The organism is Microcella putealis, assembly GCF_004216575.1.
GTDB classification, from domain to species: Bacteria; Actinomycetota; Actinomycetes; order Actinomycetales; family Microbacteriaceae; genus Microcella; species Microcella putealis.
Map to the genome: position 1 here is coordinate 783,700 of NZ_SGWW01000001.1, position 18,803 is coordinate 802,502.

An 18,803-nucleotide genomic window follows, 5' to 3' on the forward strand; every position below is an offset into this window, starting at 1 on the left:
CGCGCGGCGAGCCCGGGCGCCCACGTCGGCGGCTCATGCGAGCATCGATGCCGTGCCCCTCGACTTCACCGCCATCGACTTTGAGACCGCCAACGGCCACGCGGCGAGCGCCTGTTCGGTCGGGCTGGTGAAGGTGCGCGATGGCCGGGTCGTCGATCGCACGTCGTGGCTGATCAAGCCGCCGTTCGGCTACGACGTCATGAACGAGTGGAACACCCGCATCCACGGCATCACGGCCGCCGACATCGTTGACGCCCCGCTCTGGAGCGAGCAGTTCGACGAGCTGTGGGGCTTCGTCGACGGCGACCTGCTGGCCGCGCACAACGCCGGCTTCGACATGGGCGTGCTGCAGGCCGCGTGCCGCGCGAGCGGCCTCGACGTGCCCGACGCGCGGTACCTGTGCAGCCTGCGGGTGGCCCGCAAGACCTACCACCTTGACTCGTACCGCCTGCCAGTGGCGGCGATGGCGGCCGGCTTTGACGACTTCGCCCACCACGACGCACTCGCGGACGCCGAGGCGTGCGCCGCGATCGTCGTCCACGCGGCAAAGCGCCACGGGGTCGACACCGCCGACGAGCTCGCCGCCGTCTGCAGCACCCGCATCGGGGCGATCGGCCGGCGCGCCGAGGAGGACGCCGCCGACCGCCGCCCCGCCGCGCTCGCCTGAGCTCGCGACGCCGCCGTCCGGCGCGGCTAGCCCTTTCGCACGCTCACCGACACGGGCGTCGGGTTCTGGAAGAGGTCGAGCACCGGGCAGTGCGCGTCGACGACCTCGCGCAGGTAGTCGTAGCGCTCGGCCGACTCGGGGCCGGTCAGGGTCACGACGAGGCGCACCTCGCTGAAACCGGCGCGAACCGTCTCATCGATGCCGAACAGGCGCCGCGCATCCAGGTCGCCCTCTGCCTCGATGGCGACGTCGAGCAGCGTGATGCCGAGCGCCTGGGCGTACAGGCGGTAGACGACGACCTGGCACGAGATGAGCGCGGCGAGCGCATACTCGACGGGGCTCGCGGCGACGTCGTCTCCGGCGAGCGCCGCCGGCTCGTCGACGACGATGCGGTGCGAGCCGGCGCGAATGGCGCTCGCGACCGCGCCCTCCCCCACGCCGGATGCGCGGAAGCTCAGCTGCGCGGTCGCCGGGTTGTCCGCAATGCGGTCTCCCCAGACGGATGCGGCGCTCGCGAGCCGCTCGGCTCGCTCGCTGATCGAGACGGCCGGGATCTCGGGGGCCGCGGGGACGGCTGCCGAAGACGCAGTGGACGGGGATACGGGGGCGCCAGTGAGAAGTGTCATGCGGGGACGCTAGAGGCGCGACCGAGCGCGCGTCGAGCATCCCTGAAACGCAGTGACACCCCGCGACGCGGAAGGTCACGGGGTGTCACGCGGCGTCACTGAACGGGGTCGGTGTGCGCCAGCTAGTTCTGCGGGAAGCCCAGGTTGATGCCGCCGTGGCTCGGGTCGAGCCAGCGCGAGGTGACGGCCTTCTCACGGGTGAAGAAGCCGATCGCCTGGGTGCCGTAGGCCTTCGCGTTGCCGAACAGCGAGTCTTTCCAGCCGCCGAACGAGTAGTAGCCGACGGGCACGGGGATCGGCACGTTGATGCCGACCATGCCGACGGTCACCTCGTTCTGGAAGCGACGGGCCGCCCCGCCGTCGTTCGTGAAGATGGCGGTGCCGTTGCCGAAGCGCGAGGCGTTGATGAGGGCGAGGCCCTCGTCGTAGCTCTTCACGCGCACGACCGAGAGCACGGGGCCGAAAATCTCCTCCGTGTACACGCGCGAGCTGGTGGGCACCTTGTCGATGAGGGTCGGGCCGAGCCAGAAGCCGTCGGCCGCGCCGTCGACCTCGATGCCGCGGCCGTCGACGACGATCGTCGCGCCGTCCTGCTCGGCGACCTCGAGGTAGCCGGCGACCTTGTCGCGGTGCTCCTTCGTGATGAGCGGGCCCATGTCGCAGTTGCGGGTGCCGTCGCCGACCTTCAGGGTCGCCATGCGCTCGCGCACCTTGGCGATGAGCTCGTCGGCGACGGGCTCGACGGCAACCACAACGGAGATGGCCATGCAGCGCTCGCCGGCCGAGCCGAAGCCGGCGTTGACGGCCGAGTCGGCAACAAGGTCGAGATCGGCGTCGGGCAGCACCAGCATGTGGTTCTTCGCGCCGCCGAGGGCCTGAACGCGCTTGCCGTTCGCCGTGCCGCGCTCGTAGATGTACTGGGCGATGGGGGTTGACCCCACAAAGCTGATCGCGGCCACGTCGGGGTTGTCGAGCAGGGCGTCGACGCTCTCCTTGTCACCGTTCACGACGTTGAACACGCCGGCCGGCAGGCCCACTTCGCTGAACAGCTCGGCCATCCAGATGGCGGCCGAGGGGTCCTTCTCGCTCGGCTTCAGCACGACCGTGTTGCCAGCGGCGATCGCCAGCGGGAAGAACCACAGCGGCACCATGACCGGGAAGTTGAAGGGGCTGATGATGCCGACGACGCCGACGGGCTGCTTGATCGAGTAGACGTCGACGCCGGTCGAGACCGACTCGCTGTACTCGCCCTTCATGAGCTGCGGAATCGACGTCGCCAGCTCGATGACCTCGAGGCCGCGGGCGATCTCGCCGAGCGCGTCGGAGGTGACCTTGCCGTGCTCGGCCGTGATGATCGCGGCGAGCTCGTTCTTGCGCGCGTTCATCGCCTCGCGGAAAGCGAACATGATCTGCTGGCGCTTGGCGAGGCTCGTGCCTGCCCAGCCGGGCAGCGCGTCCTTCGCGGCGGCGACGGCGAGGTCGAGGTCGGCCTTCGTCGCGAGCGCGACCTCACGGGCGACGGCGCCCTGCGCGGGGTTGTAGACGGGCGCGGTGCGGCTCGAGGTGCCGGCGAACGCGGCCCCGTTGACGTAGTGCTGAACGATCGACATGTCTCTCCTGTGGTGTCGGCGCGCGGCGGAGCGCTGCTGCCAGTGTGCGCGACGCGCTCTCTGCGCTCAAGGGCCAAGCACGCGCATCCAATGTGCAAAAACGCAGATTCGGGATGCGCGCCGCGCGCGGTCCGCGGGACGGGCGCGTCAGCCGCCCGGCAAGAGCTCGGCGCGACGCTCGTCGACCGCCCGAAACAGCGCATCCCGCACGATGCCGACCGCCCCCACCGCCGGGCTTTCGGGCCTGGACGACAGGGTGAAGCGCAGCCGAAACTCGACCTCGCCGGGCAGCACGGGCACGAGCGTGGTGTCACCCTCGGCCATGAAGGCGTGCACGAGGCCGATGCCGGCACCCGCGCGTACCGCCTCGTACTGCGCGAACACGTTCGTGGAGGCGAACCCCGTGCGCATGCCGCCCAGCACCGGGGCGAGGTCGAGTTCGTGCACCGTCAGGAGGGCGTCGACGTAGAAGATCAGCTCGTGCCCCGCGAGGTCGGCGACCGAGGTGATGGGCGCGCGGTCGGCGAGGTAGGCGGGGCTCGCGTAGAGCCGCAGCGCGTAGTCGGTGAGCGCCTCGGCACGCACCCGCGCACCCGTCGCCTGTCCGATCGTGACCGCGAGGTCGAAACCTGACCCCCGCAGGCTGAGGGGCCGCGTCGAGGTCACCAGCTCGATCGTGATGCCCGGATGCGCGGACCGAACGCCCGCGAGCGCGGGCGCCACGATGAGCGATCCAAAACCGTCGGGCGCCGCGATGCGCACGGTGCCCCGCACGGCGGGGTCACCCTCGGCGATGGCCTGCACCTGGTCGAGCACGTCGTCGAGCGCTGCGGAGCGCTCGACGACTTCGCGGCCGAGGGTCGTGAGCTGCCAGCCGTCGGCCCCGCGGTCGAGCAGGCGCGCGCCGAGCGCGGCCTCCAAGCGGTCGAGTCGGCGGCGCACGGTGGTGTGGTCGATGTCGAGCAGGTCGGCGGCCGCGGTCAGGCGCCCGAGGCGGGCCACGGCGTTGAGCACGCGCAGGTCGTCGGCGCTCAGCTCGGGGCGGCGCGGCGTGCTCGGCATGACGCCACCCTACGGCGCGCGTGCGGCCGGCACGACGATGTCGGAGGTGCCTGCGAGAGTGGGGTCATGGAGTTCCTTCTTCCCCTGCTCATCGGTGTCGTTCTCGGCGGTGTGGTTGGCGTCGTCGTCGGCCTGTTCCTCGGGCGCCGCGGTGCCGCCCCCGCCGGCGATGACCCGGCCGTCGTCGCCGCGCGGCACGAGGCGGCGCTCGCGCAGGTGCGGGCCGACGAAGCGGCGCTCCGGGCCCAGCTGACGGCTGAGCTCGCGGGTCTGACCGCCACGACCGAGGGGCTGCGCGAGCAGGTCACCCAGGCTCAGCAGGCCCACCGCGAGTTCGTCGAGCGCACGCAGGCCGAGCAGCGCGCTCGAGAAGAGCGCGAGCGCGCTGACAGCAAGGTCTTGCAGGCGCTGACCCCGGTGCAAGAGACGCTGCGCACCATGCAGGCGAAGGTGACCGAGCTCGAGACTCAGCGCAGCCAGCAGCACGGCCAGCTGACCCAGCAGTTGAAGACCGCGACCGAGTCGGAAGAGCGCCTGCGCGCCACCGCCGAGTCGCTCGCGAGCGCCCTGCGATCGAACAGCGTGCGCGGCGTGTGGGGCGAGACGCAGCTGCGCAACGTCGTCGAGGCGGCGGGTCTCATCGAGCGCGTCGACTTCGACACCCAGGCGAGCATCTCGTCAGATGCCGGGGCCGGTCGCCCCGACATGGTCATTCACCTGCCGGGCGGCAAGAACATCGCGGTCGACGCGAAGGTGCCCTTCAGTGCGTACCTCGAGGCCAGCCAGATCGCGGTCACCGCGACGGGCGACGAGGGTGCGCGCCGCGAGACCCTCATGAAGCAGCACGTCAAGGCCGTGCGCTCGCACATCGACGCCCTCGGCTCGAAGGCGTACTGGCAGGGCCTCGACGCCTCCCCCGAACTCGTGATCGCGTTCATCCCGAGCGAATCGCTCGTGTCGAGCGCGATGGAGGCCGACCCCGCGATCATGGACTACGCCTTCTCGAAGCGCGTCGCCCTCGCCTCGCCCGTCACCCTATGGTCGGTGTTGAAGACCGTCGCCTTCTCGTGGCAGCAAGACGTGCTCACCGAAGACGCGAAGAAGCTGTTCGACCTCAGCCGCGAGCTCTACAGCCGCCTCGGCACCCTCGCCGGGCACATCGAGAAGCTCGGGCGGTCGATCGAGAGCACCGTGAAGAACTACAACGGCTTCGTCGGCTCAATGGAACGCCAGGTGCTGCCGAGCGCGCGCAAGCTGCAGCGCCTCGACGAGTCGACCGTGCTGGGGCCGCTCGCATCCATCGAAGACGGCCCCCGCGAAATCACCGCCATGGAGCTTGTCGACAATCTTCCCGAGCTTCCGGCACCCGAAACTATCGAGCAGCCGCGAGGCGACTGAAACACCGTCACGGGTCTGGCTACGATTGCCCAACCGCCGACGCAACGATGCGCCGGCGTTCACCCCTCGGCGAAAGATCAACGATGACCCAACGCCCCTGGCTCGATCACTATCCCACCGGCGTCGAGCACGAGCTCGTCGCTCCACCCTTCCGGCACATGCCTGACCTGCTGACCGCGGCCTGCACGACATACGCCAAACAGATCGCATTCACGCAGTGCATGCCGAACGGCATGAACGGCTCGCTCACGTACGCCGAGATCGACGCGCACTCTGACGCGTTCGCGGCGTACCTGCGCGAAGAGCTGAAGCTTGAGGCCGGCGACCGCGTCGCCGTGCAGATGCCGAACTGTCTCGCCTTCCCGATCGTCGCCTTCGGCGTCTTCAAGGCCGGCTGCGTGCTCGTCAACACGAACCCGCTGTACACGGCGAGCGAAATGACGCACCAGTTCAGCGACTCGGGCGCGAAGGTGCTCGTCATCATCGACATGTTCGCCGACCGGCTGCCCGAGGTGGTCGCGGCCACCCCCATCCAGACCGTCGTGACGGTGCGCATCTCCGAGTTCTTCCCGAAGCCCGTCGCGGGCGTCATTCGCCTCGTGCAGAAGGTCTGGAACCGCTCGCTCCCGAAGATCGAGGTCGAGCACACGGCATTCCAGGCGGCCCTCGCACGCGGCCGCGCGCAGACCGGGAAAGCCGAGCACTACCTCGGCGGGGTCACCCTCGACTCGATCGCGGCCCTGCAGTACACGGGCGGCACGACGGGTGTTTCCAAGGGCGCCATGCTCACGCACGGCAACCTGGTGTCGAACACGCTGCAGATGCTGCAGATGCTCGGCACCAACATTCGCGAGGGCAAAGAGATCGTGCTCACGGCCCTGCCGCTGTACCACATCTTCGCCTTCACGGTGAATCTGATCGGCTTCTTCCACATGGGCGCGCGCAACATTCTCGTGCCCTCGCCGCGGCCGCCGGGCAACCTCAAGCGGGCGTTCGAGAACTACAAGATCACGTGGACGACCGGCGTCAACACGCTCTTCAACGCGCTGCTGAACGAGCGCTGGTTCGTCGACAACCCGCCGCGTCACCTCGTCGGCTCCGCCGCCGGCGGCATGGCGCTGCACGAGTCGGTTGCCGTGCACTGGCGCGAGGTCACCGACACCCCCATCGTCGAGGGCTACGGCCTCACCGAGACCTCGCCGGTGCTCACCTTCAACCCGCTCGGCGGGCAGGTGAAAGACGGCACCATCGGCATTCCGGTGCCCTCGACCGACATTCGCTGCGTGAAAGACGACGGCACCGACGCCGCCGTGGGCGAGCCGGGCGAGCTGGTCGCGCGCGGCCCGCAGATCATGAAGGGCTACTGGCAGCGCCCCGAGGAGACGGCCGAGTCGATGCTCGACGGCTGGTTCCGCACCGGCGACATCGCCGAGATGGACGCCGAGGGCTACTTCACGATTGTCGACCGCAAGAAAGACATGGTGCTCGTTTCGGGCTTCAACGTCTTCCCGAACGAGGTCGAAGAGCGCATCGCCGCGATGGACGGCGTCCTGGAGGTCGGCGTCGTCGGCATCCCCGACGAGAAGACCGGTGAGGCCGTGCGTGCGTATGTCGTCGCGGGCGAGAAGCCCCCGACGCCCGAGCAGATCATCGCGCACTGCCGCGAGTCGCTCGCCGCCTACAAGGTTCCGAAGTCGGTGCGCTTCGTCGACGAACTGCCGAAGAGTCCCATCGGCAAGATCCTCCGCCGCGAGCTGCGGGCTGAAGCGGTCACGAGCGAAACCGCCAGTATCGAGACGCAAGGAAGGGAGCTGTCGTGATCACGTCCCTTCTCGTCACCGCGGCAACGCAGGTGAACCCCGACGAGGTCGTCACCGACTTCGAGCAGACGCTGCTTCTGATCATGGTGTTCGTCATCATGTTCGGCCTCGGCGCCGGCCTCACCCCGCGCGACTTCAAGCTCGCGCTGAAGCGCCCGCAGGGTCTGATCATCGGCTTCGTGACGCAGTTCGGCATCATGCCGCTCTTGGCGTTCGGCCTGATCATGCTGTTCCTGTTTCAGCTCGACCCCGCCTACGCGGTTCCCGTCGCGTTTGGCGCCCTGTTGATGGGCGCCGTGCCCGCCGGCACGACGTCGAACATCTTCACGTACTTCTCGAAGGGCAACCTCGCCCTCAGCGTGATCATGACGACGAACTCGACGCTCTGGGCGATCCTGATGACGCCGCTCGCGCTCGCGATCTACGGCTCGTTCATCTTCACGCAGGAGTCGCAACTCGAGATTCCGTTCACGAACATCGTGGCGACCCTCGTGCTCATGCTGCTGCTGCCGGTGATCGGCGGCATGATCCTGCGGCGCTACAGCGCGAACGTCGGCGCGATCATGGAGCTGCTCGGCGGCCTCATCGGGGTGTTCTTCATCCTGTTCCTGATGGCCACGTGGGTGCCGCGCAACTGGAACCTGCTGGCAAGCACCCCCTGGCAGACCTACCTGGTCGCCATCGGCCTCGGGCTTTTCGGCATCTTCATCGCCTACACGATCGCGCGCGCCATTCGCCTGCACCCGGCGAACGCGCGCACCATCGGGCTCGAGACGGGCATCCAGAACGGGCCGCTCGCGATCGCGATCGTGCTCGCGTCCTTTGCCGACGACCCGAACGTCGGCCTGATCCTGATCGTGCCGGCGCTCTACTCGCTGTTCATCGTGATCGTCTCGACCTTCGTGACCTTCTGGTTCCGCCGGGCGAACACCGCAGAAGAGCAGAAGATCCCGAACCTGCTGTAGCCACCGCTGCGGCAGGAGCCAGACAGGGTCTGGCCGAGCCGGCGGAGGCGGAGTAGCGTCGCGACATGATCGCCACGCGCTTCGCCTTCGCCGGCTTTGCTGTTCCCGACATCGAGGCCGCCCACGACTTCTACGGCCGCATCCTCGGCCTCGAGGTCGGGTACGCCGACATGGGTCAGCTCACCATCGACCTGCCCGGCGGCGGGTGGATCCTCGTCTACCCCAAGCCCGATCACACCCCCGCGACGTACACCGTGCTGAACCTCGAAGTCGACGACATCGAGGTCGCCGTCGACGCGCTCATCGCCGCCGGCGTCGAGCCCGTGCGCTACGACGGTTTCGATCAGGATGCGCGCGGCATCTCCCGCGGAATCGCGCGCAACGAGGGCCCCGACATCGCCTGGATCACCGACCCGGCCGGCAACATCATCGCGGTGCTGCAGAACCCGCCGGAGGACATCGTCGCCTAGCGGGGACGCGCTTCGGCAACGAAGCAGGCAAGAGGCTTACAGGCCGAACAGCTCGTCCTCGTCTAGCCACTTCGACACCTGGTGCTCGGCCACCACGCGACGAATCGTGCCCGAACGCGAGCGCAACACGATCGACTCCGTGCGAATCATTGGCCCGTCGCGCAGCACCCCGCGCACGAGCTCGCCGTCGGTGACGCCGGTGGCGACGAAGAAGGTGTTGTCGCTGCTCACGAGGTCGTTCGCCTCGTAGACGTGGTCGAACGTGAGGCCCGCCGCCGCGCCCTTCTCTCTCTCGTCGTCGGTGCCGGGCGCGAGCTGCCCCTGAATGAAGCCACCCAGCGCCTTCACCGCACACGCCGTGGCAACACCCTCGGGGCTGCCGCCCGTGCCGATCGCCATATCGATGCGGGTGTCGTGGCGGGCAGCGTTAATTCCCGCCGCCACGTCGCCGTCGAGGATGAGGCGCGTGCCGGCGCCGGCCTCGCGAATCTCCTCGATGAGTCGCTGGTGGCGCGGCCGGTCGAGCACGGCGATGCGCATCTGGTCGACGCGCTTGCCCTTTGCCGCGGCGAGCGCCCTAATGTTCTCGCCGACCGACTGGCGAATGTCGACGACGCCGATGCCCTCGTGCCCCGTGACGATCTTGTCCATGTAGAAGACGCTCGAGGCATCCAGCATCGTGCCGCGGTCGGCGACCGCGATCATCGAGATCGCGTGGCTGCGCCCGGCCGCCGTCAGCGAGGTGCCGTCGATCGGGTCGACGGCGATGTCACACATCGGGCCGTTTCCGGTGCCGACCTGCTCGCCGTTGAACAGCATGGGGGCGTTGTCTTTTTCGCCCTCCCCGATGACGACGACGCCCGTGAAGTTGACGGTCCCCAAGAATTTGCGCATCGCATCCACCGCCGCGCCGTCGGCGGCGTTCTTATCGCCGCGGCCGATGTAGGGCGCTGAGCGGATCGCGGCGGCCTCGGTCGCCCGCACGAGCTCCATGGCGAGGTTGCGGTCGGGGTGGAGGAACAGGGTTCCGGTTTCGGTGGTCACCACAGTGGCGTCCTTCTCTCGGCGTCGATCAAACGGATGAACGGACGCGCCGGGTGGTAGACAGCGCCCGCCCAGCCTAGCGGCGCGACGCACCCCGCTGGCTAGACTCGGAGCCGTCCCACGCACCCCCACGCACGAGGAGCCTCATGCCCATCGCCACCCCCGAGCAGTACGCCGAGATGCTCGACAAGGCCAAAAAGGGCGGGTTCGCCTACCCCGCCATCAACGTCTCGTCGTCGTCGACGATCAACGCCGTGCTGCAGGGCCTCACCGAGGCCGGCTCTGACGGCATCCTGCAGGTCACCACCGGTGGCGCCGACTTCTTCGCCGGCCAGAGCGTGAAGGCCCGCGCCTCGGGCGCCCTCGCCTTCGCCGCGTTCGCCACCGAGGTCGCCAAGAACTACCCCATCACCGTCGCGCTGCACACTGACCACTGCCCGAAGGACGCCCTCGACGGCTTCGTCATGCCGCTCATCGAGGCGAGCGAGGCCGAGGTCAGGGCCGGCCGCAACCCGATCTTCCAGTCGCACATGTGGGACGGCTCGGCCGTGCCGCTCGCCGAAAACATTGAGATCGCCCGCGAGTTGCTGCCCCGCATGAAGAGCATCAACGCGATCCTCGAGGTCGAGATCGGCGTCGTCGGCGGCGAGGAAGACGGCGTGCAGCACGAGGGCTCGAACGACGCCCTGTACACGACCCTCGGTGACGTCGAGCAGGCCGTCGAGGCCCTCGGCCTCGGCGAGAACGGCCGCTACATGGCCGCCCTCACCTTCGGCAACGTGCACGGCGTCTACAAGCCTGGCAACGTGAAGCTGCGCCCCGAACTACTCGCCGAGATCCAGCAGGGCATTGCCGCGAAATACGGCACCGGCGCCCTGCCGCTCGACCTCGTCTTCCACGGCGGCTCGGGCTCGACCGACGCCGAGATCGCCACGGCGGTGCAGAACGGCGTCATCAAGATGAACATCGACACCGACACGCAGTACGCCTACAGCCGCTCGGTCGCCGACAGCGTGCTCAAGAACTACGACGGCTTCCTCAAGGTCGACGGCGAGGTCGGCAACAAGAAGGTCTACGACCCGCGCGCGTGGGGCAAGGCCGCCGAGACCGCCATGGCGAAGCGCGTCGTCGAGGCGACGCAGCAGCTCGGCTCGGCCGGGCACTCGGGCCGCTAAAGCCTGCTAGCTCTCCCCCGGCTCATCACGGTGAGCCGGCGTCGCACGGGGCGTGCGCTGCACCAGCGGCGTGCGCCCCGTCGGCGTTTCGGCGGCCGCCTCGAACGCCACCTCCAGGTCGGCGCCGTCGCGCCAGCGGATGTCGCGCACCGCCGCCGACAGCGACACGTAGTACGGGGCGAGGAACGTCACGCGCCGCCCCTCCGGCAGCGTGGTCGAGATGCGCATGGCCACGGCCACGTGCAGATCATCGGATGCGCGAAGCGCGATTCGCGCGGACACGAAGCCCGATTCGGGGTGCGCCATCAGCGCATCCAGCATTGCCCGCAGCGCGGTGCGCTGCGCGACGGTGAGGCGGTCGGCGAGACGATCCGGGTCGTCGAGTTCGACGGGGTGGCCGCGCACGACGCGTTCGAGCCAGGTGGCGGTCGCCTCGGCGAGCAGCGTGTGCCTCAGGTCGAGGGCGAGCGCCCGCGAGCGCTGAATGTCGCTCTCGTCGACGGAGCCGCGCTCGGCAACGCCGCGCAGAAAGGCGACGGCCGACGCGAGCTGCTCGCTCACCTCGCTGTCGACACTGTGCGCGAGCGCCCGGTCGTCGATGCCCGCCACGCCGGCCGTTGGGCGCGGCAGGGGCCGCTCACTCCACTGCACGAGTCGGCGCACGATCGAGCGCGAGAGTACGGCGCTCGTCGTCGTGCCGGCAACGATCGGGGTGATGGCGATCACGACGGTGGTGAACGCCGGCCATGTGGGGTTGTCGGGCACGACCAGCGCGAGCGTGATGACGGCCGTGCTCGCGAGCTGCACGATGCCGAGGGTGATGATCGCGAACGAACGCAGGTAGGGGGCGGCGGCGATGAGCAGCAGCGAAATCGCGAGCGGCGCCCACCACAGGGTCAGAGCGAACGCGTCGCCGCGATAGCCGAGGGCCGACAGCAGCACCCCGCCGACCATGAGCGGGGACAGCGCCGCAACGACGACGGGGCTGAGTAGCCCGCGCGGCGGCCGACTGCGTGCGTGGATGAGCGCGCCCGCCGTGACGAGCACCCCAAGCGCCGCCCACTGCAGCGCCCAGCCCATCGTTGAAGGCGCCCGCTCGCTGACAATGGCGAGCGCACCGTAGACAGCGAGGACGAGCGTCGCCGTCACGGGCATGCCCGAGGTCGTGACCCAGCTGATCGGGTCAACGGACCAGGGCGAGGTGCTGCGGCGGCTAGCCACGGTCACGCTCCTCGGCCGGCGTGACGGGCGCCGCGCACGCACCCGCACCCGCCGACGCTGACGATGCCGCGGCCGGCGTGATCGGCACGCGAAGCATCACCGTCGTGCCCTCATCACCCGACCACACCCGGGCCGAGCCCCCGATGGCTCGCATGCGGCCGTGGATCGACTCCCGCAGCCCCAGCCGATCGGAACCGACGGCGGCCGGGTCGAAGCCGTGGCCCGCGTCGACCACGAGCACCGCGATGGCGTCGTCGCGCTGACCGATGACCAGCTCGGCGCGAGCGGTTCCGGCGTGTGCGGCGACGTTGTCGAGGGCGGCTCGCGTCGCGCCGACGAGGGCGTCGAGAATCGTCGCCGGCACCTCGGCCGTGACCTCCTCCGCCCCGCTCACCTGCACGGTCACGCCGTTCCAGCGGTAGCCGTCGGCGAGGTCGAGCAGCGCTTGGGCGAGCGGGGCGGGGGCGACGTCGGCGTGACGACCGGCCCGCCGCGGCTCAGTGGGGCGCGCGATCGCGTCGAGGTCCTTCACGATGTGGGCGCGCATCCGATCAGAAATCACGCCGGGGGCGTGCGAGACGGCCGCGAGGTCGGCGAGCACCGTGTCGTGAACGGCGGCCGCCGCTCGGCGCTGCAGCTCGCGCTCGCGCTCGTCGATCAGCACGGCGCGCTGCACGGCGAGAAATTCGGGGATACGCTGCTTCGCCCGATGCCGCACCGACGCGAGCAGACCAAACCCTGACAGCGCGATGAGCCCGACGATCAGCGGGCCGTAGCCGACCGGACCGAGCTCTCCGAGCGCCAGCCACCCGCCGACGAGGCTCGCGTAGGCGACCGCCATTCCGGCGAGGGTCCAGCGCACGCCGCTACGCGCGCTGCCGGCAAGCGCGCCCACGAGTGGCAACGCCGTGGCGACGCGATTGAGCAGGAATGGATCAGAACCCACGTCGGCAAGCGTGACGAGGGCGACCACGCTCGCCGCGGCCGCAACGCCCCCGCCCACGAGGTACAGGGTGGCCGTGCGCACCGAGGGGGTCGCCAGCAGCAGCGCGGCGAGCAGGGCCATGGCGATGGCCGGGGCGAGGGCGAGGGCGATCGACCCGTCGAGACGGCCAGCTGCCGACACAACGTCGATGATCATCACGGTGGTGAGCAGCGATCCGATGAGCGCGACGGTGCGCATGGCCGACGAGAGCCCAGAGACGACGACCGCGGCGGCGACGTCGCGGGGTAGAGCAACGGTGCGCATGCGTCTCCCCTCGCGGTCAGGTTAGTGGAGCGGGTTCACGTCTCGCTCAGTGCTCGCCGTCGACGTCGAAACGCACGACGAGCGAGCGGCCGTTCGTCCACGAAATATCGCGCACGACCGACTTGGCCGACAGGTAGTACGGGGCAAGCACGGCGGTGCGACGCCCCTCGGGCAGTTCGAGGTCGAGCGTGAGGGCCACGGCGACCTGGCCGTCGGCTCCCGGTGCCAGTTCGAGCCGGGCCGCGTACACCCCCGCCTCCTCGTCGGAGAACACGCCGTCGATGAGGGCGAGAATGGCGGCCCGCTGATCGAGCGAGACGCGGTCGGCGAGGCGGTGCGGGTCAGTGACGTGCACGGCTCGCCGGGCAATCACGGCGCCGAGCCACCCGCTGCCGTCGCGGTCGACGAGCGCCGTGCGCAGCTGACCGGCGAGGCGTGCCGCGTGCTCACGCTCGGCGGGGCCGACCGTGCCGCCGTCGGCGATCGCGGTGAGGAATGGCAGCGCCTCCACGGTCAACGCTCCCCGCGTCGTGCGGTCAACGACGGCGACGGCTGGTTCGCGCAACGGCGCTGCCGCGAGCGTGTCGACCAGCCCGGCCCGCCACGCCTCGACTTCCTCGATGAGCAGACGGGTCAGGAAGGTGCCGCCAATCAGGGCGAACAGGGGCGAGGATGCGGCGATCACGATCTCCGCGCCCGGCGAGACCGCATCCAACGGCTCGGTCACGAGCACGGCGGCGAGGATGCTCGCGCCGGCCACCATGACACCCGCCGGCAAGAAGACGCGGCCGGGCACGAATGGGCTGAGCGACATGACGACGAGCGCGGCGGCAACCGGCGCCCACCACAGTTCGGGCACGACCGGATCGCCTGTTCCCGAGCCCCCGCGGGCGATCCCCCACGCGCTGGTCAGCACGGCGGCGCTCGCGAGTACGGGAACCGCCATCGCCGGCGCGAGACCGAAGCGGCGACGCGTCGGACGCGCCGCCAGGTGGATCAGCAGCGTGCCGCTGGCCGCGAGCGCGATGGCGACCCACTGGTAGATCGGCGCATCCGCACCCTGGCCACCCAGCAGCACGCCGCCCGCCCCAAGCAGCGCGATCACGAGCGGAACCCACGCGGTAACGAGCGACGCGGTCAGCCAGCTGAGCGTGTCGACGTCTTGCGCCGAGCGGCGCCACCACGTCGTCACGGCGCCTCCCCGTCGCTCGCCGAGCCGCGTGGGACGGCCAGGAGCACCGTCGTGCCGGCTTCGGACGACCAGATGCGTGCCGTGCCCCCCGCCCGCTCCATGCGACCGATGATCGCTTCGCGCAGGCCCAGCCGGTCGACCGGAACCGCGTCGGTGTCGAAGCCGAGCCCGTCGTCGACGACCAGCACGGTCAAGCGGTCATCGTCGCCGCCGACGGTGAGCTCGACCCGCTCGGCCTGCGCGTGCCGACGCACGTTGTCGAGTGCCGCACCCACCGCGCCGTGCATCGCCTCGGCCATCGCCGGATCCAGCCCGTCGTCGCGCAAGAGGTCGACGCCGGTGAGATCGATTCGGCCGCCGCGCCAGCGGTGATCTTCGACCAGTTCGAGGAGGGCGCGACCGAAGGTGCCCTCGCGCGGCACGATCGAGACCGTGCCGGTGTCGGAGGCGGTCGCCCCGGCGAGCCGCGCGAGGTCAGCGCGAATGCGGTCGCGCATCCGCTCATCCAGGGGGCCCTCGCCGTGCGCGATGGCCGCCAGGTCGGACAGCACGGTGTCGTGCACGACGGCAGCCGCCGCGCGCTCGCGGCGTCGGCGTTCGTCGGCGCGCCGCGTTTCTCGAGCGATGTCACGAAAGGCGGGAAGCCTGCCGCGGGTGCGGCGCCATCCGATGTCGACGACGGCAAACGCCGCGGCCATGATGGCGGCGTCGACGGCGCGGTCGGGCGAGAGCCGCAGTGGCTCGCCGGCGATGAGGTGCCCCACGATCAGGGCGATGGTGCCGAGCGTGAACCCGGTCGCGATCCAGCCGATGCCCCCCAGCCCGCGGGCACCCAGGGCGCCGACGAAGGTGAGGGCGACCGCTGCCCCCTCGACGATGTAGCCGTCTCGATCACCCAGGGGGGCCGCGTAGGGAACCGCGAGGGCGACGTAGGCGGTGCCGACGATGAGGCCGACGCCCATGTGCAGCAGCATCGTCGCCCGCCGAGGACGCAGGGCGAGCAACACCGAGGTGCCAAAGACCGGCACCCAGGCGAGCACCAGGGCGAAAACCCCGTCGCTGACGCCCGCCGACACCGCTGCGTCGCCAATGACGGCGAGCACGAGCAGCAGGGCTGCGGGGCCGATCCACCGCATGGCGGCGCTCAACCCCCGCACCAGGCCCGCTGCGGAAACGCCGCGGGGAGCCGGCAGCGCTGAAGGCCGCACGGCCGGGGGCACGCCGGGAGCCAGGTCGGACGTCACCGCCGCGACCCCATGGCCGCTAGTTCCGGGTGCGGCCGCCGAGCGCGCGCTCGTCGCGCTCGCCCGTGGCCGTTGTCCGCAGCTCCTTCGGCAGAGAGAACATGAGGTCCTCCTCAGCCGTCTTCACGATCTCAACGTCGTCGAAGCCGGCGTCTTTCAGGTCGGCGAGCACCTGCTCGACGAGCACTTCGGGGACGCTGGCGCCGCTCGAGACGCCGACGCTTGACACGCCCTCGAGCCACTCCTGCTTGATCTCACTTGCGTAATCAACGCGGTACGCCGCCTTGGCGCCGTACTCGAGGGCGACCTCGACGAGTCGCACACTGTTCGAGCTGTTCGCGGAGCCCACGACGATGACGAGGTCGGCCGAGGGTGCGACCTTCTTGATCGCCACCTGGCGGTTCTGCGTGGCGTAGCAAATGTCATCGCTCGGGGGATCGGCGAGGTGCGGGAAGCGCTCGCGGAGGCGGCGCACCGTCTCCATCGTCTCGTCGACGCTGAGGGTCGTCTGCGACAGCCAGATGAGGTTCTCGGTGTCGGGCACCTCGATGCGGTCAGCCTCGTCGGGGTCGTTGACGAGGATGGTGCGCTCGGGCGCGTGGCCCATCGTGCCTTCCACCTCTTCGTGACCGGCGTGGCCGATGAGCAGAATCCAGTAGTCCTGCTTGGAGAAGCGCACGGCTTCGCGGTGCACCTTCGTCACGAGGGGGCACGTGGCGTCGATCGCCTGCAGTTCGCGATCGGCGGCACCCTGCACGACCGCGGGGCTGACGCCGTGCGCCGAGAACACGATGTGGGAACCCTCGGGCACCTCGTCGACCTCGTCAACGAAGATGGCGCCACTCTTTTCGAGTTCGGAGACGACGTGCACGTTGTGCACGATCTGCTTGCGCACGTAGACCGGAGCGCCGTACTGCTCGAGCGCCTTTTCAACGGCGATGACCGCGCGATCGACGCCCGCGCAGTAGCCGCGGGGCGCGGCCAACAGCACCCGTTTGGGCCCCGTGACCGACGGGTCGGGGCGGAGGCGCTCGCGGCGCTCAGGGACGACGGGCGCGGTGAGGGTGGTGCCGAGGGCGCCGTTCGTGATCGTGGACATCGTGGCCAGTCTACGGGGCGGTTCTGGGCATCCGACCGGCCGGTCAGTCGACGTCGCGCCGCAGGGTCGTCGCCGCCGCAAGAGCGACAAGCGCGAGGCTCAGCACCGCAAGCACGAGCCCGCCTTCGAGCCTCGTGAGCGGCTCGATGACGCCGGGCACGGTCGGATCGAGTTGGCCGATCGACGCGAGGATGCCGGCCCCGACCAGCGAGTCGGTCGCGGCCCCGGGGAGGTAGCGGGCGGCCTCCGCAGACCACTCGGCGGCACCCGCCACGATGCGCAAGATCGGCTCCACGAATTGCGTGAAGACGAGCACGATGACGATCGCGGCGATCTGGCTCGTGAGCAGGGCGCCCAGGCCGAGGCCCAGCAGCGACCAGAGGGCGCAGGCCAGCACCGTGCGCGCCAGGAGCCCGAGCACCTCGGGTTCGGCGAGCAACGGATCGGTGCCGAACGCGGCTAACACCGGTGCGCCGGCGGCGACCGAGACAACGGCGCCGATCACGCCATACAGGGCGCCCAGCACCAGCGCGACAATCAGGCGCCCCGCCAACACGACGACGCGACGCGGCTGCGCGAGCAGCGTGGGCGTGAGGGTGCGCCAGCGGTACTCGCTCGTGGCCAGCAGCGCTCCGAACAGCAGCGGCACGACGAGCGCCACGCTCGTCGTCGAGCTGTACACGAGCGGAGCGGCCACCTCGGCGGGAAGTGGACCCGGGCCATTTAGCTCCGAGCTCGAGACGAAGAACGCAAAGCCGCCCGCCGTGACCGCGACGTACAGGCCGAGCACGACCGCGAGAATCCACCAGGTGCGCAGCGAGAAAACGCGCAGCAGTTCGGCGTGAACGGCGCGACCGAGGGCCCTCATGCGGCGACCTCCCCCGCGAAGGCGCTTGAGGCATCCGTCGTCGTGTCAGTGGCCGCCGCATCGTCCGCCGTGAGGCGCAGGAAGATCGACTCGAGGTCGTCGCCGAGCGGCGCCAGCAGCGTCAGCGGGATTCCAGCGGCGAGCGCCGCCCGCCCGACGGCGTCGGCGTCGAGCCCGGTGGCCACCAGATGGCCATGGTCGGGGGTGTCGATGCGGGCTCCGGCGGCGGTCAGCGTCGCGCTGAGGGCCGCGCGGTCGGCCGCGTCGACGCGCACCCGCGCCTCGACGCCGGCCGCGAGATCGTCAAGGGCCCCCGTCATGACGATGCGGCCGCGCGCGATCACGACCACGTCGTCGACCGTCTGGGCGACCTCGCTCAACACGTGGGACGACAGCAAGATGGTGCGACCCTCCGCCGCGAGCTCGCGCAGAAAGACGCGCATCCACGTGATGCCGGCAGGGTCGAGGCCGTTGATCGGTTCGTCGAGCACAAGCACACCGGGGTCGCCGAGCAGCGCGGCGGCGAGACCCAGCCGCTGGCGCATGCCGAGCGAATATCCGCCCACCCGCCGGTCGGCGGCATCGCTCATGCCGACGCGGCGCAGCACGGCCTCGACCCGCTCAGCGTCGAGGCCCGCGGCGATCTGCAGCACGCGGAGGTGATCGCGGCCGCTGCGGCCGGGGTGAAACACATCGGATGAGAGGGATGCACCCACGCGCCGCGCCGGGTCGTCGAGCGCCGCGTAGGCGGTGCCGCCGAACGTCGCTGTTCCGCTCGTGGCGCGGGCGAGGCCGAGGAGCACGCGCAGCGTGGTCGTCTTACCCGCGCCGTTGGGGCCAAGGAAGCCCGTGACGCGGCCGGGCTGGGCGGAGAAGGTGACGTTCTCGACGGCCGTGATGGCCCCGAAGCGCTTCGTCAACGCGCGAATATCTATGGGAGTGCTTGTGGGCATCCTGTCCCCCGATCGCTTCCCTCGATCCGGTCGGCGTCGGGGGCGTCTACTACCCTGGCGAGCGCGCGGGGTGGCCGCAAGCGACGCGCCCGGCGACCGCCCACGACGCACCCTCATGCCCCTCCACGAACCCGGAACCC

General features: G+C 70.2%; 17 protein-coding genes. 6 read left to right on the forward strand and 11 right to left on the reverse strand.

The genetic code is table 11. The features are described 5' to 3' along the window. Positions 1–52 precede the first annotated feature (52 nt). A complete protein-coding gene (locus EV141_RS03835) occupies positions 53–667 on the forward strand; it encodes a 3'-5' exonuclease (RefSeq protein WP_130484620.1) in 615 nt (204 codons plus the stop codon). 26 nt (positions 668–693) lie between these two features. On the opposite strand, the gene EV141_RS03840 is transcribed toward EV141_RS03835, so the two are convergent. From EV141_RS03840 to EV141_RS03850, 3 genes are all read right to left on the reverse strand, one after another. After that, positions 694–1,293, reverse strand: a complete 600-nt coding sequence (locus EV141_RS03840) for an OsmC family protein (RefSeq protein WP_130484621.1) — start codon at positions 1,291–1,293, stop codon at positions 694–696. 122 nt (positions 1,294–1,415) lie between these two features. After that, positions 1,416–2,903 carry a CoA-acylating methylmalonate-semialdehyde dehydrogenase gene (locus EV141_RS03845; RefSeq protein ID WP_130484622.1) on the reverse strand — a complete coding sequence of 496 codons (1,488 nt, stop codon included), beginning with the start codon at positions 2,901–2,903 and terminating at the stop codon, positions 1,416–1,418. 147 nt (positions 2,904–3,050) lie between these two features. Beyond that, positions 3,051–3,965: a LysR family transcriptional regulator gene (locus EV141_RS03850; protein ID WP_130484623.1), complete on the reverse strand. Its 915-nt coding sequence runs from the start codon at positions 3,963–3,965 to the stop codon at positions 3,051–3,053. A 66-nt stretch (positions 3,966–4,031) separates the two neighbouring features. Here EV141_RS03850 and EV141_RS03855 point away from each other — a divergent pair, with 66 nt between their 5' ends. The 4 genes from EV141_RS03855 to EV141_RS03870 all read left to right on the forward strand — a co-directional run bounded on the left by EV141_RS03855 (position 4,032) and on the right by EV141_RS03870 (position 8,618). Further along, positions 4,032–5,363 carry a DNA recombination protein RmuC gene (locus EV141_RS03855; RefSeq protein ID WP_130484624.1) on the forward strand — a complete coding sequence of 444 codons (1,332 nt, stop codon included), beginning with the start codon at positions 4,032–4,034 and terminating at the stop codon, positions 5,361–5,363. An 83-nt stretch (positions 5,364–5,446) separates the two neighbouring features. Further along, positions 5,447–7,183, forward strand: coding sequence for an AMP-binding protein (locus tag EV141_RS03860; protein ID WP_130484625.1), 1,737 nt, complete (start codon positions 5,447–5,449; stop codon positions 7,181–7,183). Continuing rightward, a complete protein-coding gene (locus tag EV141_RS03865) occupies positions 7,180–8,148 on the forward strand; it encodes a bile acid:sodium symporter family protein (protein ID WP_198675492.1) in 969 nt (322 codons plus the stop codon). The genes EV141_RS03860 and EV141_RS03865 overlap by 4 nt, the downstream gene beginning before the upstream one ends. Positions 8,149–8,213: 65 nt before the next feature. Next, positions 8,214–8,618: a VOC family protein gene (locus tag EV141_RS03870; protein WP_130484626.1), complete on the forward strand. Its 405-nt coding sequence runs from the start codon at positions 8,214–8,216 to the stop codon at positions 8,616–8,618. A 36-nt stretch (positions 8,619–8,654) separates the two neighbouring features. Here EV141_RS03870 and glpX read toward each other — a convergent pair whose 3' ends face one another. Beyond that, entirely contained in the window at positions 8,655–9,611 is a 957-nt protein-coding gene (gene glpX / locus EV141_RS03875; RefSeq protein ID WP_130484864.1) for a class II fructose-bisphosphatase, read from the reverse strand. A 197-nt stretch (positions 9,612–9,808) separates the two neighbouring features. Here glpX and fbaA point away from each other — a divergent pair, with 197 nt between their 5' ends. After that, positions 9,809–10,837, forward strand: coding sequence for a class II fructose-bisphosphate aldolase (gene fbaA / locus EV141_RS03880; RefSeq protein ID WP_130484627.1), 1,029 nt, complete (start codon positions 9,809–9,811; stop codon positions 10,835–10,837). Between the two features lie 6 nt (positions 10,838–10,843). Here the strand turns inward: fbaA and EV141_RS03885 are convergent, their stop codons facing one another. From EV141_RS03885 to EV141_RS03915, 7 genes are read right to left on the reverse strand one after another with little or no spacing between them, the layout of a single operon-like run. Continuing rightward, positions 10,844–12,058: a hypothetical protein gene (locus tag EV141_RS03885; protein ID WP_130484628.1), complete on the reverse strand. Its 1,215-nt coding sequence runs from the start codon at positions 12,056–12,058 to the stop codon at positions 10,844–10,846. After that, positions 12,051–13,307 (reverse strand): sensor histidine kinase, encoded by a 1,257-nt coding sequence (locus EV141_RS03890; RefSeq protein WP_130484629.1) that lies wholly within the window; start codon positions 13,305–13,307, stop codon positions 12,051–12,053. Before EV141_RS03890 ends, EV141_RS03885 begins: the two co-directional genes overlap by 8 nt. Positions 13,308–13,353: 46 nt before the next feature. Beyond that, the gene (locus EV141_RS03895; RefSeq protein ID WP_130484630.1) at positions 13,354–14,499 is read right to left on the reverse strand and encodes a hypothetical protein; all 1,146 of its coding nucleotides are present in this window, start codon (positions 14,497–14,499) and stop codon (positions 13,354–13,356) included. Then, entirely contained in the window at positions 14,496–15,743 is a 1,248-nt protein-coding gene (locus EV141_RS03900) for a sensor histidine kinase (protein WP_130484631.1), read from the reverse strand. The genes EV141_RS03895 and EV141_RS03900 overlap by 4 nt, the downstream gene beginning before the upstream one ends. A gap of 19 nt (positions 15,744–15,762) precedes the next feature. Then, complete coding sequence (locus tag EV141_RS03905) at positions 15,763–16,842, reverse strand: 4-hydroxy-3-methylbut-2-enyl diphosphate reductase (protein WP_130484632.1); 1,080 nt, start codon at positions 16,840–16,842, stop codon at positions 15,763–15,765. Between the two features lie 43 nt (positions 16,843–16,885). Then, positions 16,886–17,710, reverse strand: a complete 825-nt coding sequence (locus EV141_RS03910; protein ID WP_130484633.1) for an ABC transporter permease — start codon at positions 17,708–17,710, stop codon at positions 16,886–16,888. Next, complete coding sequence (locus EV141_RS03915; protein ID WP_130484634.1) at positions 17,707–18,663, reverse strand: ATP-binding cassette domain-containing protein; 957 nt, start codon at positions 18,661–18,663, stop codon at positions 17,707–17,709. The genes EV141_RS03910 and EV141_RS03915 overlap by 4 nt, the downstream gene beginning before the upstream one ends. Positions 18,664–18,803 lie beyond the last annotated feature (140 nt).

Excerpts from the sequence above, each read along its gene's own strand:
- fbaA (WP_130484627.1), top strand. The coding sequence starts at position 9,809 with ATGCCCATCGCCACCCCCGAGCAGTACGCCGAGATGCTCGACAAGGCC.
- EV141_RS03850 (WP_130484623.1), bottom strand. The coding sequence starts at position 3,965 with ATGCCGAGCACGCCGCGCCGCCCCGAGCTGAGCGCCGACGACCTGCGC.
- EV141_RS03840 (WP_130484621.1), bottom strand. The coding sequence starts at position 1,293 with ATGACACTTCTCACTGGCGCCCCCGTATCCCCGTCCACTGCGTCTTCG.
- EV141_RS03860 (WP_130484625.1), top strand. The coding sequence starts at position 5,447 with ATGACCCAACGCCCCTGGCTCGATCACTATCCCACCGGCGTCGAGCAC.
- EV141_RS03890 (WP_130484629.1), bottom strand. The coding sequence starts at position 13,307 with ATGCGCACCGTTGCTCTACCCCGCGACGTCGCCGCCGCGGTCGTCGTC.
- EV141_RS03910 (WP_130484633.1), bottom strand. The coding sequence starts at position 17,710 with ATGAGGGCCCTCGGTCGCGCCGTTCACGCCGAACTGCTGCGCGTTTTC.
- glpX (WP_130484864.1), bottom strand. The coding sequence starts at position 9,611 with ATGGAGCTCGTGCGGGCGACCGAGGCCGCCGCGATCCGCTCAGCGCCC.
- EV141_RS03915 (WP_130484634.1), bottom strand. The coding sequence starts at position 18,663 with ATGCCCACAAGCACTCCCATAGATATTCGCGCGTTGACGAAGCGCTTC.
- EV141_RS03845 (WP_130484622.1), bottom strand. The coding sequence starts at position 2,903 with ATGTCGATCGTTCAGCACTACGTCAACGGGGCCGCGTTCGCCGGCACC.
- EV141_RS03870 (WP_130484626.1), top strand. The coding sequence starts at position 8,214 with ATGATCGCCACGCGCTTCGCCTTCGCCGGCTTTGCTGTTCCCGACATC.
- EV141_RS03855 (WP_130484624.1), top strand. The coding sequence starts at position 4,032 with ATGGAGTTCCTTCTTCCCCTGCTCATCGGTGTCGTTCTCGGCGGTGTG.
- EV141_RS03905 (WP_130484632.1), bottom strand. The coding sequence starts at position 16,842 with ATGTCCACGATCACGAACGGCGCCCTCGGCACCACCCTCACCGCGCCC.